Annotated in this window: 18 protein-coding genes and 1 riboswitch; of the genes, 11 read left to right on the top strand and 7 right to left on the bottom strand. The window is 71.8% G+C overall.

The features are described 5' to 3' along the window. Positions 1–31: 31 nt before the first annotated feature. A riboswitch (cobalamin riboswitch) is annotated at positions 32–226 on the bottom strand. A gap of 21 nt (positions 227–247) precedes the next feature. Genes cobG through Pph01_RS33045 form a run of 3 tightly spaced genes read left to right on the top strand, consistent with a single transcriptional unit; the run spans position 248 to position 3,833 of the window. Beyond that, the gene (gene cobG / locus Pph01_RS33055; protein ID WP_204077117.1) at positions 248–1,627 is read left to right on the top strand and encodes a precorrin-3B synthase; all 1,380 of its coding nucleotides are present in this window, start codon (positions 248–250) and stop codon (positions 1,625–1,627) included. Beyond that, entirely contained in the window at positions 1,624–2,244 is a 621-nt protein-coding gene (locus Pph01_RS33050; RefSeq protein WP_204077116.1) for a precorrin-8X methylmutase, read from the top strand. The genes cobG and Pph01_RS33050 overlap by 4 nt, the downstream gene beginning before the upstream one ends. A 5-nt stretch (positions 2,245–2,249) precedes the next feature. Beyond that, positions 2,250–3,833: a precorrin-2 C(20)-methyltransferase gene (locus Pph01_RS33045; protein ID WP_204077115.1), complete on the top strand. Its 1,584-nt coding sequence runs from the start codon at positions 2,250–2,252 to the stop codon at positions 3,831–3,833. On the opposite strand, the gene Pph01_RS33040 is transcribed toward Pph01_RS33045, so the two are convergent. Next, entirely contained in the window at positions 3,821–4,579 is a 759-nt protein-coding gene (locus tag Pph01_RS33040; protein ID WP_204077114.1) for a cobalt-precorrin-6A reductase, read from the bottom strand. The two genes, Pph01_RS33045 and Pph01_RS33040, sit on opposite strands and share 13 nt — an antisense overlap. A gap of 59 nt (positions 4,580–4,638) precedes the next feature. Here Pph01_RS33040 and Pph01_RS33035 point away from each other — a divergent pair, with 59 nt between their 5' ends. Further along, on the top strand, positions 4,639–5,721 hold the full coding sequence (locus Pph01_RS33035; RefSeq protein WP_204077113.1) for a cobalt-precorrin-5B (C(1))-methyltransferase: 1,083 nt from the start codon (positions 4,639–4,641) through the stop codon (positions 5,719–5,721). Between the two features lie 140 nt (positions 5,722–5,861). Here Pph01_RS33035 and cobM read toward each other — a convergent pair whose 3' ends face one another. Genes cobM through Pph01_RS33010 form a run of 5 tightly spaced genes read right to left on the bottom strand, consistent with a single transcriptional unit; the run spans position 5,862 to position 10,933 of the window. Then, positions 5,862–6,605 carry a precorrin-4 C(11)-methyltransferase gene (cobM, locus tag Pph01_RS33030; protein WP_204077112.1) on the bottom strand — a complete coding sequence of 248 codons (744 nt, stop codon included), beginning with the start codon at positions 6,603–6,605 and terminating at the stop codon, positions 5,862–5,864. Beyond that, positions 6,602–7,840 (bottom strand): precorrin-6y C5,15-methyltransferase (decarboxylating) subunit CbiE, encoded by a 1,239-nt coding sequence (gene cbiE / locus Pph01_RS33025; protein WP_204077111.1) that lies wholly within the window; start codon positions 7,838–7,840, stop codon positions 6,602–6,604. The genes cobM and cbiE overlap by 4 nt, the downstream gene beginning before the upstream one ends. Further along, positions 7,837–8,232: a pyridoxamine 5'-phosphate oxidase family protein gene (locus Pph01_RS33020; RefSeq protein ID WP_204077110.1), complete on the bottom strand. Its 396-nt coding sequence runs from the start codon at positions 8,230–8,232 to the stop codon at positions 7,837–7,839. Before Pph01_RS33020 ends, cbiE begins: the two co-directional genes overlap by 4 nt. Before the next feature lie 56 nt (positions 8,233–8,288). Then, positions 8,289–8,972: a response regulator gene (locus tag Pph01_RS33015; protein ID WP_204077109.1), complete on the bottom strand. Its 684-nt coding sequence runs from the start codon at positions 8,970–8,972 to the stop codon at positions 8,289–8,291. Beyond that, complete coding sequence (locus tag Pph01_RS33010; protein ID WP_204077108.1) at positions 8,969–10,933, bottom strand: sensor histidine kinase; 1,965 nt, start codon at positions 10,931–10,933, stop codon at positions 8,969–8,971. Before Pph01_RS33010 ends, Pph01_RS33015 begins: the two co-directional genes overlap by 4 nt. A 159-nt stretch (positions 10,934–11,092) precedes the next feature. Between Pph01_RS33010 and Pph01_RS33005 the strand changes: the two genes are divergently transcribed. Next, positions 11,093–11,824, top strand: a complete 732-nt coding sequence (locus Pph01_RS33005) for a hypothetical protein (RefSeq protein WP_204077107.1) — start codon at positions 11,093–11,095, stop codon at positions 11,822–11,824. 46 nt (positions 11,825–11,870) lie between these two features. Here the strand turns inward: Pph01_RS33005 and Pph01_RS33000 are convergent, their stop codons facing one another. Further along, positions 11,871–12,659: a class I SAM-dependent methyltransferase gene (locus Pph01_RS33000; RefSeq protein WP_204077106.1), complete on the bottom strand. Its 789-nt coding sequence runs from the start codon at positions 12,657–12,659 to the stop codon at positions 11,871–11,873. 111 nt (positions 12,660–12,770) lie between these two features. Here Pph01_RS33000 and Pph01_RS32995 point away from each other — a divergent pair, with 111 nt between their 5' ends. The 6 genes from Pph01_RS32995 to Pph01_RS32970 all read left to right on the top strand — a co-directional run bounded on the left by Pph01_RS32995 (position 12,771) and on the right by Pph01_RS32970 (position 19,165). Then, a complete protein-coding gene (locus tag Pph01_RS32995) occupies positions 12,771–13,424 on the top strand; it encodes a PadR family transcriptional regulator (RefSeq protein WP_204077105.1) in 654 nt (217 codons plus the stop codon). A gap of 159 nt (positions 13,425–13,583) precedes the next feature. Next, the gene (locus Pph01_RS32990; RefSeq protein ID WP_204077104.1) at positions 13,584–14,582 is read left to right on the top strand and encodes an ATP-binding cassette domain-containing protein; all 999 of its coding nucleotides are present in this window, start codon (positions 13,584–13,586) and stop codon (positions 14,580–14,582) included. Then, positions 14,579–15,355 carry an ABC transporter permease gene (locus tag Pph01_RS32985; RefSeq protein WP_204077103.1) on the top strand — a complete coding sequence of 259 codons (777 nt, stop codon included), beginning with the start codon at positions 14,579–14,581 and terminating at the stop codon, positions 15,353–15,355. Before Pph01_RS32990 ends, Pph01_RS32985 begins: the two co-directional genes overlap by 4 nt. 278 nt (positions 15,356–15,633) lie before the next feature. Then, complete coding sequence (locus Pph01_RS32980; RefSeq protein ID WP_204077102.1) at positions 15,634–16,209, top strand: hypothetical protein; 576 nt, start codon at positions 15,634–15,636, stop codon at positions 16,207–16,209. A gap of 304 nt (positions 16,210–16,513) precedes the next feature. Beyond that, positions 16,514–17,074 carry a hypothetical protein gene (locus Pph01_RS32975; RefSeq protein WP_204077101.1) on the top strand — a complete coding sequence of 187 codons (561 nt, stop codon included), beginning with the start codon at positions 16,514–16,516 and terminating at the stop codon, positions 17,072–17,074. 15 nt (positions 17,075–17,089) lie between these two features. Further along, entirely contained in the window at positions 17,090–19,165 is a 2,076-nt protein-coding gene (locus Pph01_RS32970; RefSeq protein WP_204077100.1) for a flotillin family protein, read from the top strand. Positions 19,166–19,246: the final 81 nt, after the last annotated feature.

The following is a 19,246-nucleotide window of genomic DNA, read 5'->3' as shown; positions in this document are numbered from 1 at the left end:
GGGTTCCTCCCTCGGGGTCCTCGCCCCGGTCGTGGGTGTCGCGACGGCAGGAGTCTCCTGGCTCCCAGATCGACGCTCACCCCGGCCTTCCCGTCCGAAGCCGGACCGTGGCCCGCGATGGGGGTCGCTCCCTGGTCACAGTGGCGGGACCGCGCCGGCTTCGCACCGGCTTCCTCCCTGTGCCGTCGTCTTCGATGAGACTACGGCAGCCGGATGGAATGCAATAACTGGCGTTAACATCCTGTTCGTGGCGATTGGCGACTTTTCCGGACGTGCGCACCTCGACGCATGTCCAGGTGCGCTACAGGTCCATACCGCCGCCGACGGCGGTCTCGCCCGCGTCCGCGTGCCCGGCGGCGCCGTATCGGCGGCCCAACTGCGCGAACTGGCCGCCTGCGCGGACGAGCTGGGCTCGGGCGTCATCGAGCTGACCTCACGGGCGAACGTCCAGGTGCGCGGGCTCTCCTCCTCATCGGCCTTCGCCGAGCGGATGGCCGCCGCCGGGCTTCTGCCGTCCGAGACGCACGAACGTGTGCGCAACATCATCGCCTCCCCGCTCTCCGGCCGATCCGGCTCGACCCTGCTCGATGTGCGCCCGCTGGTCGCCGAGCTGGACCGGGCCCTGTGCGCCCGGCCACGGCTGGCGGAGTTGTCCGGGCGCTTCCTGTTCGCTCTGGACGACGGCACCGGCGACGTGAACCGGCTCGGCGCCGACGTCGCGCTCGTCGCACGGTCGCTTACGGCATGGACGGTGCTGCTCGCCGGTGTGGAGGCCGGAAGCGTCCAGGCGACCGGTGGCGCCGCCGTTCCAGCCGTCGTTCCGGCGGCCGTTCCGGTCGGCGTCATGGTGGCGGCCGCTGAGGGGTTCCTGGACGAGAGGGCCGCTCAGGGCGGTTCGGCGTGGCGCGTCTCCGATCTCGAGGACGGCCCCGCCCGCGTCGCCGCACGCATGCACCTCGACTCCGCGCCCGTGAGCAGCCCGGCACCCGTTCCCGTACGGACGACCGCCTTTGTGCGGAGACCGGGTCTCATGGAGCAGAGGGACGGGCGCGTCGCCCTGGAGGTCGTGGTGCCGCTCGGCAGGCTGTCCGCCGCCCAGGCGCTGCTTCTCGCCGACGCGGCGGCGGCCGCAGGGCAGGCTGACGAGCCGCCGTCGGTACGGCTGACGCCGTGGCGGACGGTCGTCGTCCCGGACCTGACGCGCGCCCAGGCCAGCCACTGGACGCCGATCCTCACCCGGGCCGGGCTGGTCGCCGACCCGTCGTCGCCCTGGGTGGGCGTGAGCGCCTGCACCGGCAGACCCGGCTGCGCCAAGTCGCTCGCCGACGTCCAGGCCGACGCGGCCCTGGAGGCGGACGCGACGGTTCACGCGCGCGGACTGCCCGTGCACTGGGCCGGATGCCAGCGCCGCTGCGGACGGCCGCGCGGACAGGTCGTCGAAGTGGTGTCGACCGGCCCGGGATACCGGGTCGAACTGGGCGGCGACCGCCGTACGTGCTCCGACCTCGACGAGGTGGCCGCCGCCGTGGCGGCATTCAGCACCGCAGGCAATCCCGCGGCCGGCGAAAACCCAGCCGCATCCAGCGAGGCCGTGTCGAGCGTGCCCGCATCCAGAGGGGAAAAGTGACCGACTACGTACGCGACGGCGCCGAGATCTACCGCCGGTCGTTCGCCACGATACGCGCCGAGACCGACCTCACCCGGATGCCGCCGGATGTGGCCCAGGTGGCCGTGCGCATGGTCCACGCCTGCGGCATGACGGACCTGGTCGACGACCTCGCCTGGTCGCCCGCCGTCGTGGCGTCCGCGCGCGCGGCGCTCCGCGGCGGCGCGCCGATTCTGTGCGACGCGGCGATGGTCGCCTCGGGCGTGACACGGCGGAGGCTCCCGGCGGACAACGACGTGGTGTGCACTCTCGGCGATCCCCGCGTCCCCGAGCTCGCCGAGCGGCTCGGCACCACCCGCAGCGCCGCAGCGCTGGAGTTGTGGGGTGACCGGCTCGGCGGCGCGGTCGTCGCGATCGGCAACGCGCCGACGGCCCTCTTCCGTCTCCTGGAGCTGATCGCGGAGGGGGCTACCCGGCCGGCCGCCGTGCTGGGCATCCCGGTGGGCTTCATCGGAGCCGCGGAGTCCAAGCAGGCGCTGGCGGACAGCGATCTGGAGTTTCTGGTGGTCCACGGCCGCAGGGGCGGCAGCGCGATGGTGGCGGCGGCGGTCAACGCCATCGCGAGCGAGCAGGAGTGAACGCGATGACAGGTCGGCTCTACGGTGTCGGGCTCGGCCCGGGAGACCCCGAATTGGTGACGGTGAAGGCGGCCCGCCTGATCGGTGAGGCGGACGTGATCGCCTACCACAGCGCCCGTCACGGCCGGAGCATCGCCCGCTCGATCGCCCTGCCGTACATGCGGGAGGGCCAGGTCGAGGAGCTCCTGCAATATCCCCTGACCACCGAGACCACCGACCACCCCGGCGGCTACCAGGGCGCGCTCGACGACTTCTACGTCGTCTGCGCGGAGAGGCTGGCCGCGCACCTCGACGCGGGCAGGGTCGTCGTCGTGCTGTGCGAGGGGGACCCGCTCTTCTACGGGTCGTACATGCACATGCACAAGCGGCTCGCGCATCGGTACCCGACCGAGGTGGTGCCCGGCGTGACCTCGGTCAGCGGGGCGTCGGCGGTGCTCGGGCGGCCGCTGGTGGAGCGGGACGAGACGCTGACCGTCCTGCCGGGGACGCTCCCCGCTGACGTGCTGGCCGACAAGCTGCGGAACACGGACTCGGCGGCGGTGCTCAAGCTGGGCCGTACCTTCGAGAAGGTCCGTGACGCGCTCGCGGAGGCAGGTCGCCTCGACGAGGCGTGGTACGTCGAGCGCGCCACGACGAAGGGCGAGCGGGTCCTCCCGCTGAAGGACGTGGACCCGTCCGAGGTTCCCTACTTCTCGCTCGCGCTCATCCCGAGCCCCGCCGAGCGGACCTTCGTCCCCGAGCACACCGGGCATGCTGAGGGGACCGAACACACCGGGCCGACCGAACACGAGCAGGAGCAGGCGCAGCCCGAGGCGAGCACGCTCCAGCACACCGCCGACGGACGCGGAGGGCAGGTCACCGTCATCGGGCTCGGCCCTGCGGGACGCCCGTGGCTCACCCCGGAGGCGCAGGAAGCCCTCGCCGACGCGACCGATCTGGTCGGATACGGCCCCTACGTCGACAGGGTGCCGCAGAATCCCCGCCAGCGCCGCCACCGCACCGACAACCGGGTGGAGGCCGAGCGCGCCAGGCATGCGCTGGAGATGGCGCTCGGGGGCGCGCGGGTCGCGGTGGTGTCCTCGGGCGATCCAGGGGTCTTCGCCATGGCCAGCGCGGTGCTGGAGCAGGCCGGCGAGGAGAGGTACGCCGGGGTGCCCGTGCGGATCGTGCCGGGGCTCACCGCGGCGCAGGCGGTGGCCAGCAGGGCCGGGGCGCCGCTCGGCCACGACTACTGCGTCCTGTCGCTCTCGGACATCCTCAAGCCGTGGGAGGTCGTCGCGGACCGCATCACTGCGGCGGCCAGGTCCGACATGGTGCTGGCCGTCTACAACCCGGCCTCGCGCACCCGTGCCTGGCAGGTGGGAGCCGCGCGCGACCTGCTGCTGGAGCACCGCGATCCCGGTACGCCGGTGGTCGTCGGGCGTGACGTCGGCGGGCCGGAGGAGAGCGTCACGATCACCACGCTGGGCGAGCTGGACCCGTCGGCCGTCGACATGCGGTGCCTGCTGCTCGTCGGGTCCTCGACGACGCGGGTGGTCGAACGTGAGGGCGGCCCTGTGGTCTACACACCGCGCCGCTACCCGTCGTGACGCCGGCCCGCCGCCAGGCCGCCGAGCCAGTCGGCGGCCTCGCCGGGCGTGGTCACGAGCCGTACGCCGTCGGGCGGCGACGGCCGGTCCACCATGACCACGGGCAGGCCGAGCTCCCTGGCGGCGACCAGCTTCGCGGTGGTCATCGAGCCCCCGCTGTCCTTGGTCACCAGCACGTCGAGGCGATGTTCCCCGATGAGGGCACGCTCGCCCTCCACGGTGTACGGGCCCCGGGCGAGCAGGATCCGCACATTCGCGGGGATCGGAGGTTCGGGCGGGTCCACCGAACGCGCGAGGAACCACAGGCCGTCGAGCGCGGCGAAGACCGGCAGGCTCCTGCGTCCGGTCGTGAGGAACACCCTCCGGCCAAGCGAGGGCAGCACGTCCGCCGCCGCGTGGAGCGACGGGACGCGATGCCAGGAATCGCCGGGCTCCTCCGCCCAGCCGGGACGTCGCAACACGAGCAGGGGGACGCCGGTGCGGCGTGCCACCTCCGCCGCCGACGCGCTCATCCGCGCGGCGAACGGGTGGGTCGCGTCGATGAGCGCGTCGATCGTGTTGTCGCGGATCCAGGCCGCGAGGCCGTCCGGCCCGCCGAAGCCGCCCTCGTGCACCTCACCGACCGGCAGGCGCGGATTGCTCACCCGTCCGGCGAGCGACGACACCACATGGACGCCCGGCTCGGGGTCGAGCGCGGCGGCCAGCGCCCGCGCCTCGGCGGTCCCGCCCAGGATCAGCACCCGCATACCGTGTCCCCCTCCGTGTCCCCATCTGTGGGGCCGTCCGTCCGCGGGCAGGCCGTCTCATGAGCGCCCCGCTGCGTCACGGCTGGACCACCGGCGCCTGCGCGACCGCCGCCACCACGGCGGCCTATACGGCGCTGCTCACCGGCGAGTTCCCCGATCCGGTGACGATCACGCTGCCCAAGGGCCGCACACCCGCCTTCGCGCTCGCCCGCGAGACGCTCGGGGACGGCTTCGCCTCCGCCTCGATCGTGAAGGACGCGGGTGACGACCCCGACGTGACGCACGGCGCGCTGATCTCGTCGTCGGTACGGCCCGGCCTCCCGGGAAGCGGCGTGACGTTCACCGCCGGGCCGGGCGTCGGCACGGTCACCAAGCCCGGCCTGCCGCTCGACGTCGGCGAGCCGGCGATCAACCCGGTGCCGCGCCGCATGATGCGCGAGCACGTCGCCGAGGTGGCCGCGGCGCACGGCGGCAGCGGCGACCTCGTGGTCGAGATCTCGGTGGAGAACGGCGAGGAACTGGCCCGCCACACATGGAACCCGAGGCTGGGCATCCTCGGCGGGCTGTCGATCCTCGGGACGACCGGAGTGGTCGTGCCCTACTCGTGCTCGGCCTGGATCGACTCCATCAGACGCGGGGTCGACGTCGCCCGGGCCGCCGGGCACGTCCATGTGGCCGGATGCACGGGCAGCACCTCGGAGCGCGTCGCGGCCGAGTTGTACGGCCTGCCCGACGACGCGCTGCTCGACATGGGCGACTTCGCGGGAGCGCTGCTGAAGTACCTGCGCCGACACCCCGTGCCGCGGCTCACGATCGCGGGCGGCGTCGGCAAGCTCTCCAAACTGGCCGACGGCCACCTCGACCTGCACTCGGGCCGCTCCCAGGTCAACCCCGACCTGCTCGCGAGACTCGTGCTCGACGCGGGAGGCACGGCCGACCTCGCCGAGAGGGTCCGCGAGGCCAACACCGCGCTGCACGCGCTGCGGCTGTGCCAGGAGGCCGGGCTGCCTCTCGGCGACTTGGTAGCCGAGGGTGCCCGCGCCACGGCGGTCGAGGTGCTGCGGGAGGCTCCGGTCGAGGTCGACATCGTGGTCATCGACCGGGCCGGCGTGATCGTCGGACGGGCGGGCGGCCACGCCTGACGGCACGGGCACGTCTGACGGCACGGGCACGTCTGACGGCACGGGCACGTCTGACGGCACGACCACGCCTGACTGCGCGGTGACGCGGACCGGCGCGGTGCCGGTGACCATGGGACTGGCAGGCAGGGTCCCGTTCACTGTCACGACCGGCGGCGGCCGGGCGAGTAGAGGTGGCTGTCGGGGAACTCCGACGCCGCGAGCACCCGGCCCACCACGATGACGGCCGTGCGCCTGATCCCGGCCTGCCGTACCTGGTCGGCGATGTCCGCGAGCGTGCCCCGGAGGATCACCTCGTCGTCGCGGCTCGCCCGTGCCACGACCGCGACGGGACAGCCCGCGCCGTACGAGGGCAGGAGCTCAGCGACGACCTCTTCGATCCGCTGGACCGCCAGGTGCAGCACCATGGTCGCGGTGCTCGCCGACAGCGTCCCGAGGTCCTCGCCCTCCGGCATCGGTGTCGCCCGCGCGGACGTGCGCGTGAGGATGACCGTCTGGCCGACGCCGGGGACGGTGAGCTCGCGGCCCAGCGAGGCGGCCGCCGCGGCGAAGGCCGGCACTCCCGGCACCACTACGTAGGGGATGTCCAGCACCTCGAGCCGGCGCATCTGCTCGGCCACGGCGCTGAACACCGAAGGGTCGCCCGAGTGCAGCCGCGCCACATCCAGCCCCGCGTCGTGCGCGGCGGCCATCTCGGCGACGATCTCGTCGAGCGTCAGATCGGCGGTGTCGACCAGCCGGGCTCCCTCGGGACAGGAGTCGAGCAGCTCACGGGGGACCAGCGACCCCGCGTAGAGGCAGACGGGCGACGACTCCAGCACCCGCAGCCCGCGTAACGTGATGAGGTCGGCCGCTCCCGGGCCCGCGCCGACGAAGTGCACCGTCATGGGGAATCTCCTTCGACCGCGTCTTCCTGGACCGGGACCTCTTTGACCACGGACCAGACGGTCACCGGCAACATGGCCCGCCAACCGGTGAAGCCGCCGACCGGAGAGGCCCGCTGCACCGAGAGGCGTACCAGGTCGCCGCCGAGCCTGCCGTACCACTGGCCGACGACCGACTCGGACTCCAGGGTGACCGCGTTCGCGACGAGCCGCCCCCCGGGCCGCAGCGCCGTCCAGCACGCCTCGACCACTCCGGGAACGGTCACGCCGCCGCCGATGAACACCGCGTCGGGCGCCGGCAGGCCCGCCAGCGCCGCCGGGGCGGACCCGTCCACCACGCGCAGCCCGGGCACGCCCAGCGTCTCCGCGTTACGGCGGACGCGCTCGCCGCGGTCGGCTCGGCCCTCAACGGCCACGGCCGTACAGGACGGATGGGTCCGCATCCACTCGATCGCGATGCTTCCCGCGCCCGCGCCGACGTCCCACAGCAGTTCGCCGGGAAGAGGGGCGAGCCGGGACAGGCTGACCGCCCGCACCTCTCGTTTGGTGAGCTGTCCGTCGTGCTCGAACGCCTCGTCGGGCAGGCCGGGAACCAGGGCGAGCGGCCGGGCGCCGGGGTCGGCCGCGCATTCGACGCCGATCACGTTGAGCGCCGGGGAGGCGGGGTGCGGCCAGCGGGACGCGACGCCGTCCTGCCGTGACTCGGCCTTCGCGCCCAGATCGGACAGGACCGTCATGCCGCTCGCGCCGTATCCGCGCGCGGTCAGCAACGCGGCCACCTGGGCGGGGCCGTCGCCGTCCGCGCTGAGCACGAGGACGCGCCGCCCCGGCGAGACGGCCGCGCTCACGGCGGCGAGCGGACGGCCGAGGAGGCTCACGACCTCGACCTGCTCGACGGGCCAGCCGAGCCTCGCGCAGGCCAGTGAAAGCGACGACAGGTGGGGCAGCACGCGCAGCCGCTCAGGACCGAGCAGGCGCACCAGCGTCGAGCCGACGCCGAAGAACATGGGGTCGCCGCTCGCGAGGACGCAGACGGCCCTGGCGGCGTGCGCCTCCATCAGGCCGGGCAGAGCGGGCATAAGGGGGGACGGCCAGGTGATCCGCTCAGCCGGCACGTCAGGGATCAGATCGAGCTGCCGGGAGCCGCCGATCAGCACCTCGGCGGATTCGACGGCCTCCCGCGAGGCGGGGGACAGACCGGCCCACCCGTCGGCGCCGATCCCGACGACCGTGATCACATGTTTCCCAGAACGCGGGTCACCCGGATCTCCAGCACCACGCGGGCCGGATTGGGACGCGGCTGCTTGTACCGTTCGGCATAGCGACGCTCGGCGTCGGCGACCTGCTCGGGCTCGGTGCGGAGGACCGCTGTGCCTTCGAGGGTCGACCACCGGCGTCCGTCGACCTGGCAGACCGCGACCGGTGTGCCCTCGGGTCCTGCGGCGGCGACGCGGCGTGCCTTGTGCGATGTGCCCGAGGTGATGACGCGGGCCGTCGCGGACTCCAGGTCGAGGGTCACGCCGACCGGCACCACGTGGGGCGTGCCGTCAGGCCGGACGGTGGTGAGCGTGCACAGGTGCCGCTCCCGCCAGAACCCGGCGAACTCCGCACCGCGCTCGACCAGATTCACGCCGTACCCTTTCGTCCCGTTTCGGCCATCGTAGTGGCCGGGATCCGCCGGCCCGGTCAGGGCCGGTGCCCGAGACCTGCCTGGCGGGCGCGCACGATCGCCTCGGCGCGGTCGGCGACCTGGAGCTTGGCGAAGATCGCGGAGATGTGGTTGCTGACGGTCTTGGGGCTGATGACGAGACGCCGGGCGATCACCGCGTTGGAGTGTCCGGCGGCGATGAGATCGAGGACCTCGCGCTCCCTGCCGGTCAGCTCGGGGAACGGCTCCGCGGGGGTCGCGTCGCGGCCGCCACCGGCGAAGAAGTCGATGATCCGGCGCGCCACCGTCGGTCCGAAGACGGCCTGACCGGCGGCGACGGCCCGGACGGCCCGGACGATCTCGTCCTGCTGGGCGCCCTTGACGAGATAGCCGGACGCACCCGCGCGCATCGCGGCGAAGACCGACTCGTCGTCCTCGAACATCGTCAGGACCAGCACCCGGGTGGCGGGTGCGACGCGCAGGATCGACCGGGTCGCCTCCACGCCGCTGACCCCGGGCATGTGCAGGTCCATGACGACGACGTCGGGACGGGTGAGCTGTGTCTCCCGGCAGGCGGCCTCGCCGTCTCCCGCCTCGCCGACGATCTCGATGTCGCTCAGGGAGGCGACGAGGGCGCGCATGCCCTCGCGCATCAACGGGTGGTCGTCGACCACGACCACGCGGATGGCGGCCCCGGTGCTCAGGTCGGCCTCGGTGCTCATCTCGGCTCCAGGGGCAGAAGGGCGTGGACGCGGCCGCCGCGGTCGGTGGGTCCCGCGCTGAGGACGCCCCCGAGTTCGGCGGCGCGTTCGTGCATGGACCGGAGGCCGACTCCATGCTGCCACGCGGTCACTCCGACGGCGCCGTCGTCGCGCACCTCCAGATGCAGGGCGTGGTCGGCCCGCAGCGAGATGACGCACGAGCCCGCGCTGCCGTGACGCAGCGCGTTGGTGACCGCCTCCGTGGCGATGCGGTAGGCCGCGACCTCCACGGCAGCCGGCAGAGGGGGCAGGTCCGCGGGGGAGTCGAGGGTGACGACGAAACGGCCGTCATCGCGGCGCCAGGACTGCTCCGCGCGCTGGCGCAGCGCGCCGAGCAGCCCGAGCTCGTCGAGGTCGGGCGGCCGCAGGTCGTAGACAAGGCGGCGGATGTCGGCGATGGCGCCGGTCAGGTCGGCGCGCAGGTCGAGCAGCAACTCCCCGGACCGCGCCGGATCGACGGCCTGGAGGTTGTGGGCCGCGTCCGCCTTCAGGGTGACGGCGGTCAGCGCGCTGCCGAGACCGTCGTGCAGGTCACGGCGCAGCCGCCGGCGTTCCTCCTCCCTGGCGGCGACGATGCGGGCACGCGACTCGCGCAACTGCTCCGACAGGAGGACCGCCTGGAGCGCGACTCCGATGGGCGCCGCGAGCAGCTCGAGCGCCCGGCTGTCGGCCGCCGACAGCCGGGACTCGCCCGAGCGCAGTCCCACCAGCAGGTCGGCGGGCGTGCCGTCCGCCACCTCCAGGGGCACGGTGTGCCGCCCGTCGGACGCGGCGCCGAATGTGGCGACGAGCCTGCCGTCGGCGCTGACCGCGGCGTACGGCAGGCGCAACGCCTCGCAGACCGCCCGGAGCACACCCTCCAGGCCGGCCCCGAGCCGCACGCCCACGCTGGCCGCCGCCGCGGCCGGATCCTGGCGCCGGCCGTACATGAGCCGGTCCACGCCGGACTGGACGGCGGCGCGGGCGGGCGAGAAGACCAGCGCGACCACACCGGTCGCCACCAGCGGGCTGGCCTCGAGCCGGTCGCGGGCCAGAGCGCCGAGCACCGCGACGATGCCCAGGTAGGCGCCGATCACACCCACCGTCAGCACGCCGTAGACGATGGACCGGTTGACCACCAACCGGATGTCGTACAACCGGTGACGGATGATCGCGATCGTCGCGGCGGCCGGGATCAGCGGCAGGGTCAGCAGGAACAGGATCGGCCCGTCGGTCGTCACGAGGCGCTGGACATTGAGCACGAGGAAGACGGCCGCCGCCCAGAGCAGCCACATGAGCTGGAGCCGCTGGTCTCCGCTCGAGCGCCGGACCCGCGACCACAACGCGGCGACGCTGGCCAGCAGCACGAGTCCCACGAGGGCGACCGCCACCGGGACGACCGCCGCCACCACGCGTCCGGCCGCCTCCGGCAGCAGCGGGCTGCGGTCGGCGATGGGCTCGTTCTCGATGACCCCCGGTTGCAGCGTGAGGGCCGGCGTGAGCACGACCAGCGCCAGAGTGACCACGGCCAACGGGCGCCATCGCGGCGACAGCACGGTCCCGTCGGGGAAGAGCTGCAGGATCAGCGGCAGGCAGACCACGGGGGCCGGGATCCACACCGTGATGCCGATCACGTCGATCAGCCGTTCCCACCCCGGCGTCAGCGCGATCACGCCCGACTGCAGGCCCAGACTGACCACGCTCGCCGCGTAGCAGGCGCCGAACGCGACGAACAACCGCCCGATGCGATGCCGCGGCCGGTGGGCCAGCACGAGCGCGCCGAACGCGGTGAACGTCACGCCCATCGCCGAGTTCGTCAGCAGGTAGGTCTCGGCCGCGTCGCGCAGGTCGTAGCCGCCGGCGAACCACGACCACCAGGCGGCCGCGATCGCCACGCTCGTGATCGTGAACGTGGCGATCGGAGCGGCTCGGGAGGCTGGCATGCGACCAATCATCGGGTCCGGCGACCCCCGGAGCCATAGGAGCGGACTCCCATCCCGCCGCAGGAGGCCTGGGGGCGGATGGGAGGACGAGCCCACGAACACGGGGGCTCCGGCGGCCCACTCTCGGCGGGAGAGCACACCACAGGCATCGGAGGATCCATGAAAGACGAGTCCCGTACCGAGACGGCGAGCCGCGCCGCGGCGCCGGCGGCCGGCAGACCACTGCGAGACGTCCGCGCGTTCTGGCGGGTCCTGCTCGCGGTGATCACTCCGTTGCCGCTGCTGGCCCAGGCGGTCTACCAGCTGCTGATGCCGGGCCCCGCCGGCGGCGACTTCGCGAGCACGCTGGACATGGTCGGCTCCGCCCAGGGCACGGTGGGCGCGCTGCAGTGGGTGGGAGCCGTCTTCACCGTCACGCTCATCCCGGCCACGTGCACGGTGGCGTGGATCGCCCGCCGCGGCGCTCCCCGGCTCGCGACGGCCGGTGCCCTGCTGTCGGTTCTGGGGTTCCTCGCCTCGGCCCTGCTGCCCAACGACCACCTCATCGCGCTGGTCACCCTGCAGGACGGGATCGACCAGGGCGCCGCGGCCGCGCTCGACCAGGGGCTGTGGGCGAACCCTGTCGTCTCCGCCGCCTCGGGGCTGTGGATCCTGGGGCTCACCGTGGGCCTTGCGCTGGTGGGGGCCGCGCTCTGGCGCAGCCGGGTCGCGCCCGCCTGGGCCGGCGTCGCTCTCATGATCGCCGGTCCGACCCACCCGTTCATCCCGGGTCAGATCGGCAGCGCCGCGGGACTGTTGGTGGGCGCGATCGGCATGGCCGGTGCGGGCCTCGCCCTTCTGCGGATGCGCGACGACGAGTTCGACCTTCCGCCCGGGCGGCGGTCGTCCTGATCAGCGTGATGCGTTGAAGCGCGGTGGGTCGCGGGCCCGCCGCGTGTCAGCGTCCGTTCGGGAGGAGCGTGTCGGACAGACGCAGCAGGGTGAGATAGCGCTTGACGATCCGCCCGCCGTACCGGCCGTCGATGAGGGTGGCGATGCAGTCGAGCAACCCGGCCCTGGCGTCGGCGGGCAGCGCCCGGTGGTTGGAGTAGGTGGAGAGCACGTCGAGGTACTCGGCCGTGGTGTAGCCCCGTTCCCACTCGAAGCGGCGGAACCGTGAGATGCCGAACCTGCCTGAAGCGTCGATCTCGGCGCTGTCGGACGGCAACGCGACGGCCGGCTGCAGCGTCAGGCCCGGCGGCGTGTCCGGGTCGAACCTCTCGTAGCACCGCTGGACCTCGGCGAAGAAGGGGTTCGTCCCTCCGCTGATGTGGTGCGTCGAGATGACGGCGAGGGTGCCTCCTGGACGCAGCGCGTCCGCGGACTTGGCGACGCGGACGGCCGGGTCGATCCAGTGGAAGCTGGTGGCCGCAAGGACCACGTCGAACGGCTCGGGCGGCAGCGGCCAGTCCTCGAAGGCGGCGTTGACGACCTCGACGTCGGGAAAGCCGGCGAGCTTGCGGCGGGCGAATCGAGCCAGTTCCTCGCCCAGTTCGATCGCGACGATCCGGCATCCGCGCTCGGCGAGTGGAATCGTCGCCTGCCCGGTGCCGCAGCCGATCTCCAGTACGCGGCTTCCACGGGGGATCTCGTCGAAGAGCCCGGCGGGATATCCGGGCCGTGCCCGGTCGTACAGCTCGGCGTCCTCAGTGAATGTACGGCGGAGCCGTTCCCGGTCTGCGGCCATATCTCGAAGGGTACGCGCGCGCCGGGCGGGCCGCGGGAAGCTGTTGTCAGCGATTACTCGCAAACGTATACTCGCATCCGAGTAATCGGTGGCGAATATGCGGGAGCGTCCATGGCCAGGCGTCGAAAGGTCGGCAACCTGCTGGCGCTGGCTGTGCTCTCCGCGGTCATGGAACGGCCGATGCACCCCTACGAGATGGCCTCGGTGCTCCGCGAGCGGGGCAAGGACCGCGACATGAACATCAAGTGGGGCTCCTTCTACACCGTCGTGCGGAACATGGAGAAGCACGGCCTGCTGGAGGCGACGGAGAGCGTCCGGCAGGGGGGCCGCCCCGAGCGCACCGTCTACCGGATCACCGACGCCGGTCGCGCTGAGCTCGTCGACTGGGTGCGTGAGCTGGTCTCCACGCCCGAGCGTGAGTTCTTCAGGTTCGAGGCCGGGCTCTCGGTGCTCGTGGTGCTTCCTCCCGACGAGGTGACCACGCTGCTCGGTCAGCGCCTGAGCCTGCTGGAGGCGGAGATCGCCGATGCGCGGGAGTCGCTTGAGAGGGTCGCCGGCGAGATTCCCCGGGTTCTTCTCCTCGAGGCGGAGTACGACCTGGCCATGCGCGAGGCGGAGGCGACCTGGGTCCGCTCGCTGCTCGGCGAGCTGACCTCGGGTTCGCTTCCGGAGCTCGAGCTCTGGCGGCGGTTCCACGAGACGGGGCAGATTCCCCAGGAGGTCCTCGACATCGCGGAGAGGAGCCGTACGAACGACGCCACGTGAAAAGGGACCCCGGCGAAGGTGCTGCAACACCCCGCCGGGATCCCCGGCCTCGAACCGAACCCGCGGAAGGGAACCAGCACGAGGTGGCAACCGCAAGGATAGCTGGGCTCCCCTTCCCGGGCCGGTTCGGATGATCAAGATCCGAGACCGGAGGAATCCATGCAGAACACGGCGACGAACGCCGTCGAGGCGGAGAGCATCGTGAAGACCTATCCCGGAGGCGTGAAGGCGCTCGACGGGTTGTCCGTCACGGTCCGGCCGGGGGAGGTGTTCGGGCTGCTCGGCCCGAACGGCGCCGGCAAGTCGACCACCATCAAGATCCTTACGACTCTGGTCAGGCCTGATTCGGGCACCGCGAGCATCGCGGGGCACGACGTCCTGAGCCGCCCCGACCGGGTGCGCAGGGTGATCGGCGTCGTGTCGCAGCGTTCCGGCGCCGACCCCATGGCGAGCGGGCGCGACAACCTGGTGCTGCAGGCCCACCTGTACGGCATGCGCGGAGCCCAGGTGGAGCGGCGTGTTTCGGAACTGCTCGACCGGTTCGACCTCGGGGACGCCGCCGGCCGTCAGGTCAGGACGTACTCCGGCGGCATGCAGCGGAGGCTGGACGTGGCCCTCGGCCTGGTGCACCGTCCGCGCGTCCTGTTCCTCGACGAGCCGACCACCGGGCTCGACCCCGAGGCGCGGGCCGCGATGTGGGAGGAGATCGCCCGGCTGGCCGGTGACGACTCGCTGGCGATCCTGCTCACCACGCACTACCTGGACGAGGCCGACCGCCTCGCCAGGCGGCTGGCCATCGTCGACGGCGGCAGGGTCGTCGCGGAGGGAACCCCCGAAGGTCTCAAGGCCGAGTTGCGCGGCGACGCCGTACACCTCGAACTGCGCGAGGCGCCGGACGAGCGGCGCGTGCGGTCCCTCGTGGAAGCCCTTCCCGGCGTCCGGGAGATCGTGTTCGACGGGCGGCGGCTCAGCGCCAGGGCCGACGACGGCGCGGCGGCTGTGCCGATCGCGCTCGCGGCACTCGACCAGGCCGGAGTGCCGGTAGCGGCGGTCACGGTGGCCAGGCCGTCCCTGGACGACGTCTACCTGCGTCACGCGGGCCGTCGCTTCGCGCACACCGACGAACCCGTCACGGCCGGGGCTGGAGGTGCCCGATGAGCGCACTCTTCGTGCACACCTGGTGGATGACCCACCGCCGCCTCAAGGCGCTGATGCGCAATCCCGGTCTCGTGGTCATGACGCTGGTACAGCCCGCGATCTGGCTCTTCCTCTTCGGCGGCCTGTTCCGCAAGGTCGCGGAGCTGCCGGGCTTCGGCGCCGCCTCCTATGCCGACTACCTGGTGCCCGGCGTCGTCGTGATGAGCGCGGTGTCGTCGAACATGTGGGCCGGCATGGGCGTCATCGACGAAATCGAGCGCGGCACGCTGAATCGGTTCCTCGTCTCACCGGTGCGCCGCAGCGCCATCCTCAACGCCGGGGTCATCGAGCAGGCGGTGAGCACTGCGGTCCAGTCGCTGGTCATCGTCTTCCTCGGACGGCTGGCGGGCGCGTCGTATCCCGGCGGCGTCCTCGGCGTGGTGGTGCTGATCGTGGCGTCGATCCTGCTCGGAGCGATTTTCAGCGCGCTGTCGAGCACGATGGGCCTGCTGGTGCGTCAGCGGGAGACCATCATCGGGCTGAGCGTCTTCCTCCTGCTGCCGCTCACCTTCCTGTCCTCGGCGTTCATGGCCGAGGACCTCATGCCGGACTGGATCCGGAACATCGCGGCGTTCAACCCGCTCAACTGGTCGCTGGACACCGGCCGCGGGGCCCTGGCCGACGTCCCGGACTGGCAGGCCGTCGCCGTCCACGGCGGCTGGCTGCTGGGCCTGGCTGCGCTGATGATCCTGCTGTCGACGTTGTCCTTCCGCAGCTACCAGAAGTCCATCTGAGTACGGCCGGCCGGCCTCACGTCCCTGGGGCCGGCCGGTTCGCGGGATCAGAGTCGGATTCTCTCGGTGCGGCTTCGCCGTGAGGGCCGGCAGCGGTGCCTGAGCACCCCGGGATTTCCCTCGCACCGCGACAAATCAATCGCAATCGCGCTGCCCTGGGCGGCACAATCAGGTGATCATTCCGGGTCTCACCGGTCGTACGGCGCCGACGCGGTTTCTCAGCGCGCCCGGGGAGACGTGGCACGAACGAGCGTGGTCCTGCGGAAGGACGGCCCCCCGTGAGGAAGATCCCGACCATCTACGCCCGCGACTGGGACGGCAATCCCAAGTTCGTCACCCGTGCGGAGAACCCGGAGTGCTCCTGGGTGTTCGCCGGCGCGGGGACACCCACCCTGAAATGGGACGGCACCTGCGTGATGTTCGACGGGACCGGCTGGTGGGCGCGACGCGAGGTCAAGCCGGGCAAGGCGGCCCCCGCCGGGTTCGTCACCCTCTCCGCCGACGAGGAGACGGGCAAGACCGTCGGCTGGGAGCCCATGGTCCAGTCCGCCTTCGCCCGCTGGCACGCGGAGGCCGAGGCGGCGGCGACCGAGCCGTTCGAGCCGGGCACCTACGAACTGCTCGGCCCCAAGGTCAACGGCAATCCGGACGGGTTCCCCGGGCATGTCCTGATGCGCCACGCCTGGGCGCCGGGCACCCTCGACGCGGACGTCAAGACGGCGCCGCGCGACTTCGACGGACTGCGCGCCTGGCTCCACGCGCGTCCGTACGAGGGCATCGTCTGGCACCACCCCGACGGTCGCATGGCCAAGATCAAGGCTCGTGACTTCCCCCGCGCGGGCTCTGGCTCCTGAGGGCGTGCGGCCCGCCGGTCCCGCGGCCTCCCGGCCGCGGGTTTCCTTTCTCGCGGAAGTCGCCCCGAGATTCCATGAGAAACGAAAGAGGCGGCATCCGGCACGCCGATGCGCCCGGCTCGCTTCGTCCTCCTGACAGAGGCTGGGCAGGAGTCCTGTGAGTGGAGGGAGTCGTTGTGAACACAACGGGCTGAAGCCGCGAGAAGTGCCCGATATTCGCATTCAATTTGTTAGTTACAAATGCGCGGCTATCAGGCAATAATGCATACGTCTCAGGGGGGACGTACGCAAACGGTGGGAGTCGATGGGGGATTTCGTCGGCGCGGCGCTCGGTTTTCCGGCCGTCCTGTTCAGCTTCATGTTGGTCGTCGTCATCGCTTATTGGGTGCTCGTTCTGCTCGGAGGTCTCGGGCTGGACCTTCCTGACGAGTTCCTGTCCGGCATCGGGATGCGCGGGCTGCCCGCGGGCGTCGCGCTTTCGCTCATGGTGGCGATCGCCTGGTTCGTCAGCCTCGCCGGCGTGACGCTGGTCGACGGGACGCCCGCCAGGATCGCCGTCCTGCTGGTCGCACTGTTCGCCGCATGGTCGCTCACCCGCCTTCTGGCGCTGCCGTTCCGGCGGTTCCTGCCGCCGATCGCCGCGCCCTCGCGGAACGACTTCGTCGGGCGGATGTGCGTCATCCGCACCGGACGGGTCGGGCGTGACTTCGGCCAGGCCGAGGTGACCGCGGAGGACGGCTCCTCCGCGGTCGTCCAGGTGCGGCAGACCGGCGAGGACGACCTTCGCGCCGGCAGTACCGCCCTCATCTTCGACTACGACCCGGAGGGCGAGTTCTTCTGGGTCATGCCCTATGAAATGCACTGACAGGGGACCAAGCGCATGGATGTCATCACCACAGGAATGGGCGTTTTCTTAGGCGTCATCCTTCTCGTCGTCATCGGCATGGTGTTCGTCATCAGCCGCCTGTTCCACAAGGTCGAGCAGGGCAAGGCCCTGATCGTCTCCAAAGTGCGGAAGGTGGACGTCACATTCACCGGCGCCGTCGTCATGCCCGTGCTGCACAAGTCGGAGACGATGGACATCTCGGTGAAGACCATCGAGATCACTCGGACCGGGCAGGAAGGGCTCATCTGCCGGGACAACATCCGGGCCGACATCCGCATCACGTTCTTCGTCCGGGTCAACAAGACCGTCGAGGACGTCATCAAGGTCGCCCAGGCGATCGGCACCGCCCGGGCCAGTGACGAGCAGACGCTGCAGGAGCTGTTCAACGCCAAGTTCTCCGAGGCGCTCAAGACGGTCGGCAAGCAACTCGACTTCGTCGACCTCTACACCAAGCGCGACGAGTTCCGGGACCAGATCGTCCGCGTGATCGGCACCGACCTCAACGGCTACAGCCTCGAGGACGCCGCCATCGACTACCTCGAGCAGACGCCCATGGCCCAGCTCGACCCGGCCAACATCCTCGACGCCCAGGGCATCCGCAAGATCACCGAACTGACCGCGATCGAGCACGTGCGGACCAACGAGTACCAGCGCAACGAGGAGAAGGAGATCACCCGCCAGAACGTCGACGCGCGGGAGGCCATCCTCGAGCTGGAACGGCGCCAGGCCGACGCCGAGACCAAGCAGAAGCGTGAGATCGAGACCATGCGGGCGCGGGAGGAGGCCGAGACCTCCCGGGTGCGGGCCGAGGAACGCCTCAAGGCGCAGTCGGCCATCATCCGCACCGACGAGCAGGTCGGCGTCCAGGAGGAGAACCGGGCCAGGGAGATCGCCGTCGCGGAGAAGAACCGCGAGCGGGTCATCGCGATCGAGACCGAGCGGATCGAGAAGGACCGCCTGCTCGAGGTGATCGCCAGAGACCGTGAGACCGAGCTGGCCCGCATCGCCAAGGACAAGGAGCTCGAGGTCGAGAAGCGGGCCATCGCCGAGGTCACACGCGAGCGGATCGCGGTGGACAAGACGGTCGCCGAGCAGGAGGAGACCATCAAGCGCCTGCGGGTCGTCGAGGAGGCCGAACGCACGCGCCAGGCGCTGGTGATCCAGGCCGAGGCCGAGGCGCAGGAGAACCTCGTCAAGGACATCAAGGCGGCCGAGGCCGCCGAGGCCGCCGCGAAGCACAAGGCCCGCGAGGAGCTCGTGCTCGCCGAGGCCCGCCAGCAGGCGGCCGAGCTCGACAGCCGGGCGAAGATCCGCCTGGCCGAGGGCATCCAGGCCGAGGCGGCCGCGGCCGGCCTCGCCGAGGTCCAGGTGCGTGAGCGCGACGCCGAGGCCATCGAGAAGGTGGGCCGCGCGGAGGCCGCCGTCGACAGGGAGAAGGCGCTCGCCGCCGCCCTGGCCGTCGGCGAGAAGCTCAAGGCGGAGGCCGAGGGCGAGCAGGCGAAGGCGCTCGCGGCCGCGGCCGCCGTGGGCGAGAAGCTGAAGGCCGAGGCCGAGGGCCTCACGGAGAAGGCGGCGGCGATGGCCGCGCTCGACGAGGCGAGCCGGGGGCACGAGGAGTACCGCCTGCGGCTGGAGGCCGACACGGAGGTCCGGCTCAGGAGCATCGACGTCCAGCGCAAGATCGCCGAGGCGCAGGCGGCCGTGCTGGCGGCCGGGCTGGAGAAGGCCGACATCGACATCGTCGGCGGCGACACCGTGTTCTTCGACCGGCTGATGAGCTCGATCTCGATGGGCAAGAGCATCGACGGCTTCGTCGAGAACTCGGACGTCGCGCGGGCGGTGGCCCGGCCGTACCTGGACGGGACCGCCAGCCTCACCGAGGACCTCAGCCGGATGCTCGGCTCGCTGGACACGGCCGACGTGCGGAACCTCACGCTCTCCGCGCTCCTGGTGAAGCTCATCAAGGCGGGCGGACCCGATGCCGACAAGCTGCAGGCCCTGCTGAGCGCCGCGCAGCGGCTCGGCGTCGCCGAACAGCCGGTGGCGGCGCTCGACGCGGTGAAGCACTGACGGACGGGTGACAGAGGTTTCCGTGACAGAGGCCGGCGGGACGGACACCGCAGTGACCGGGACAGAGTCGATCGCTACAGG

Origin of the sequence: Planotetraspora phitsanulokensis (assembly GCF_016863295.1) — a bacterium.
Classification (GTDB): domain Bacteria; phylum Actinomycetota; class Actinomycetes; order Streptosporangiales; family Streptosporangiaceae; genus Planotetraspora; species Planotetraspora phitsanulokensis.
The sequence above is the reverse complement of the archived record's forward strand: the minus strand, read 5'-3'. Positions and strand labels throughout refer to the sequence as shown.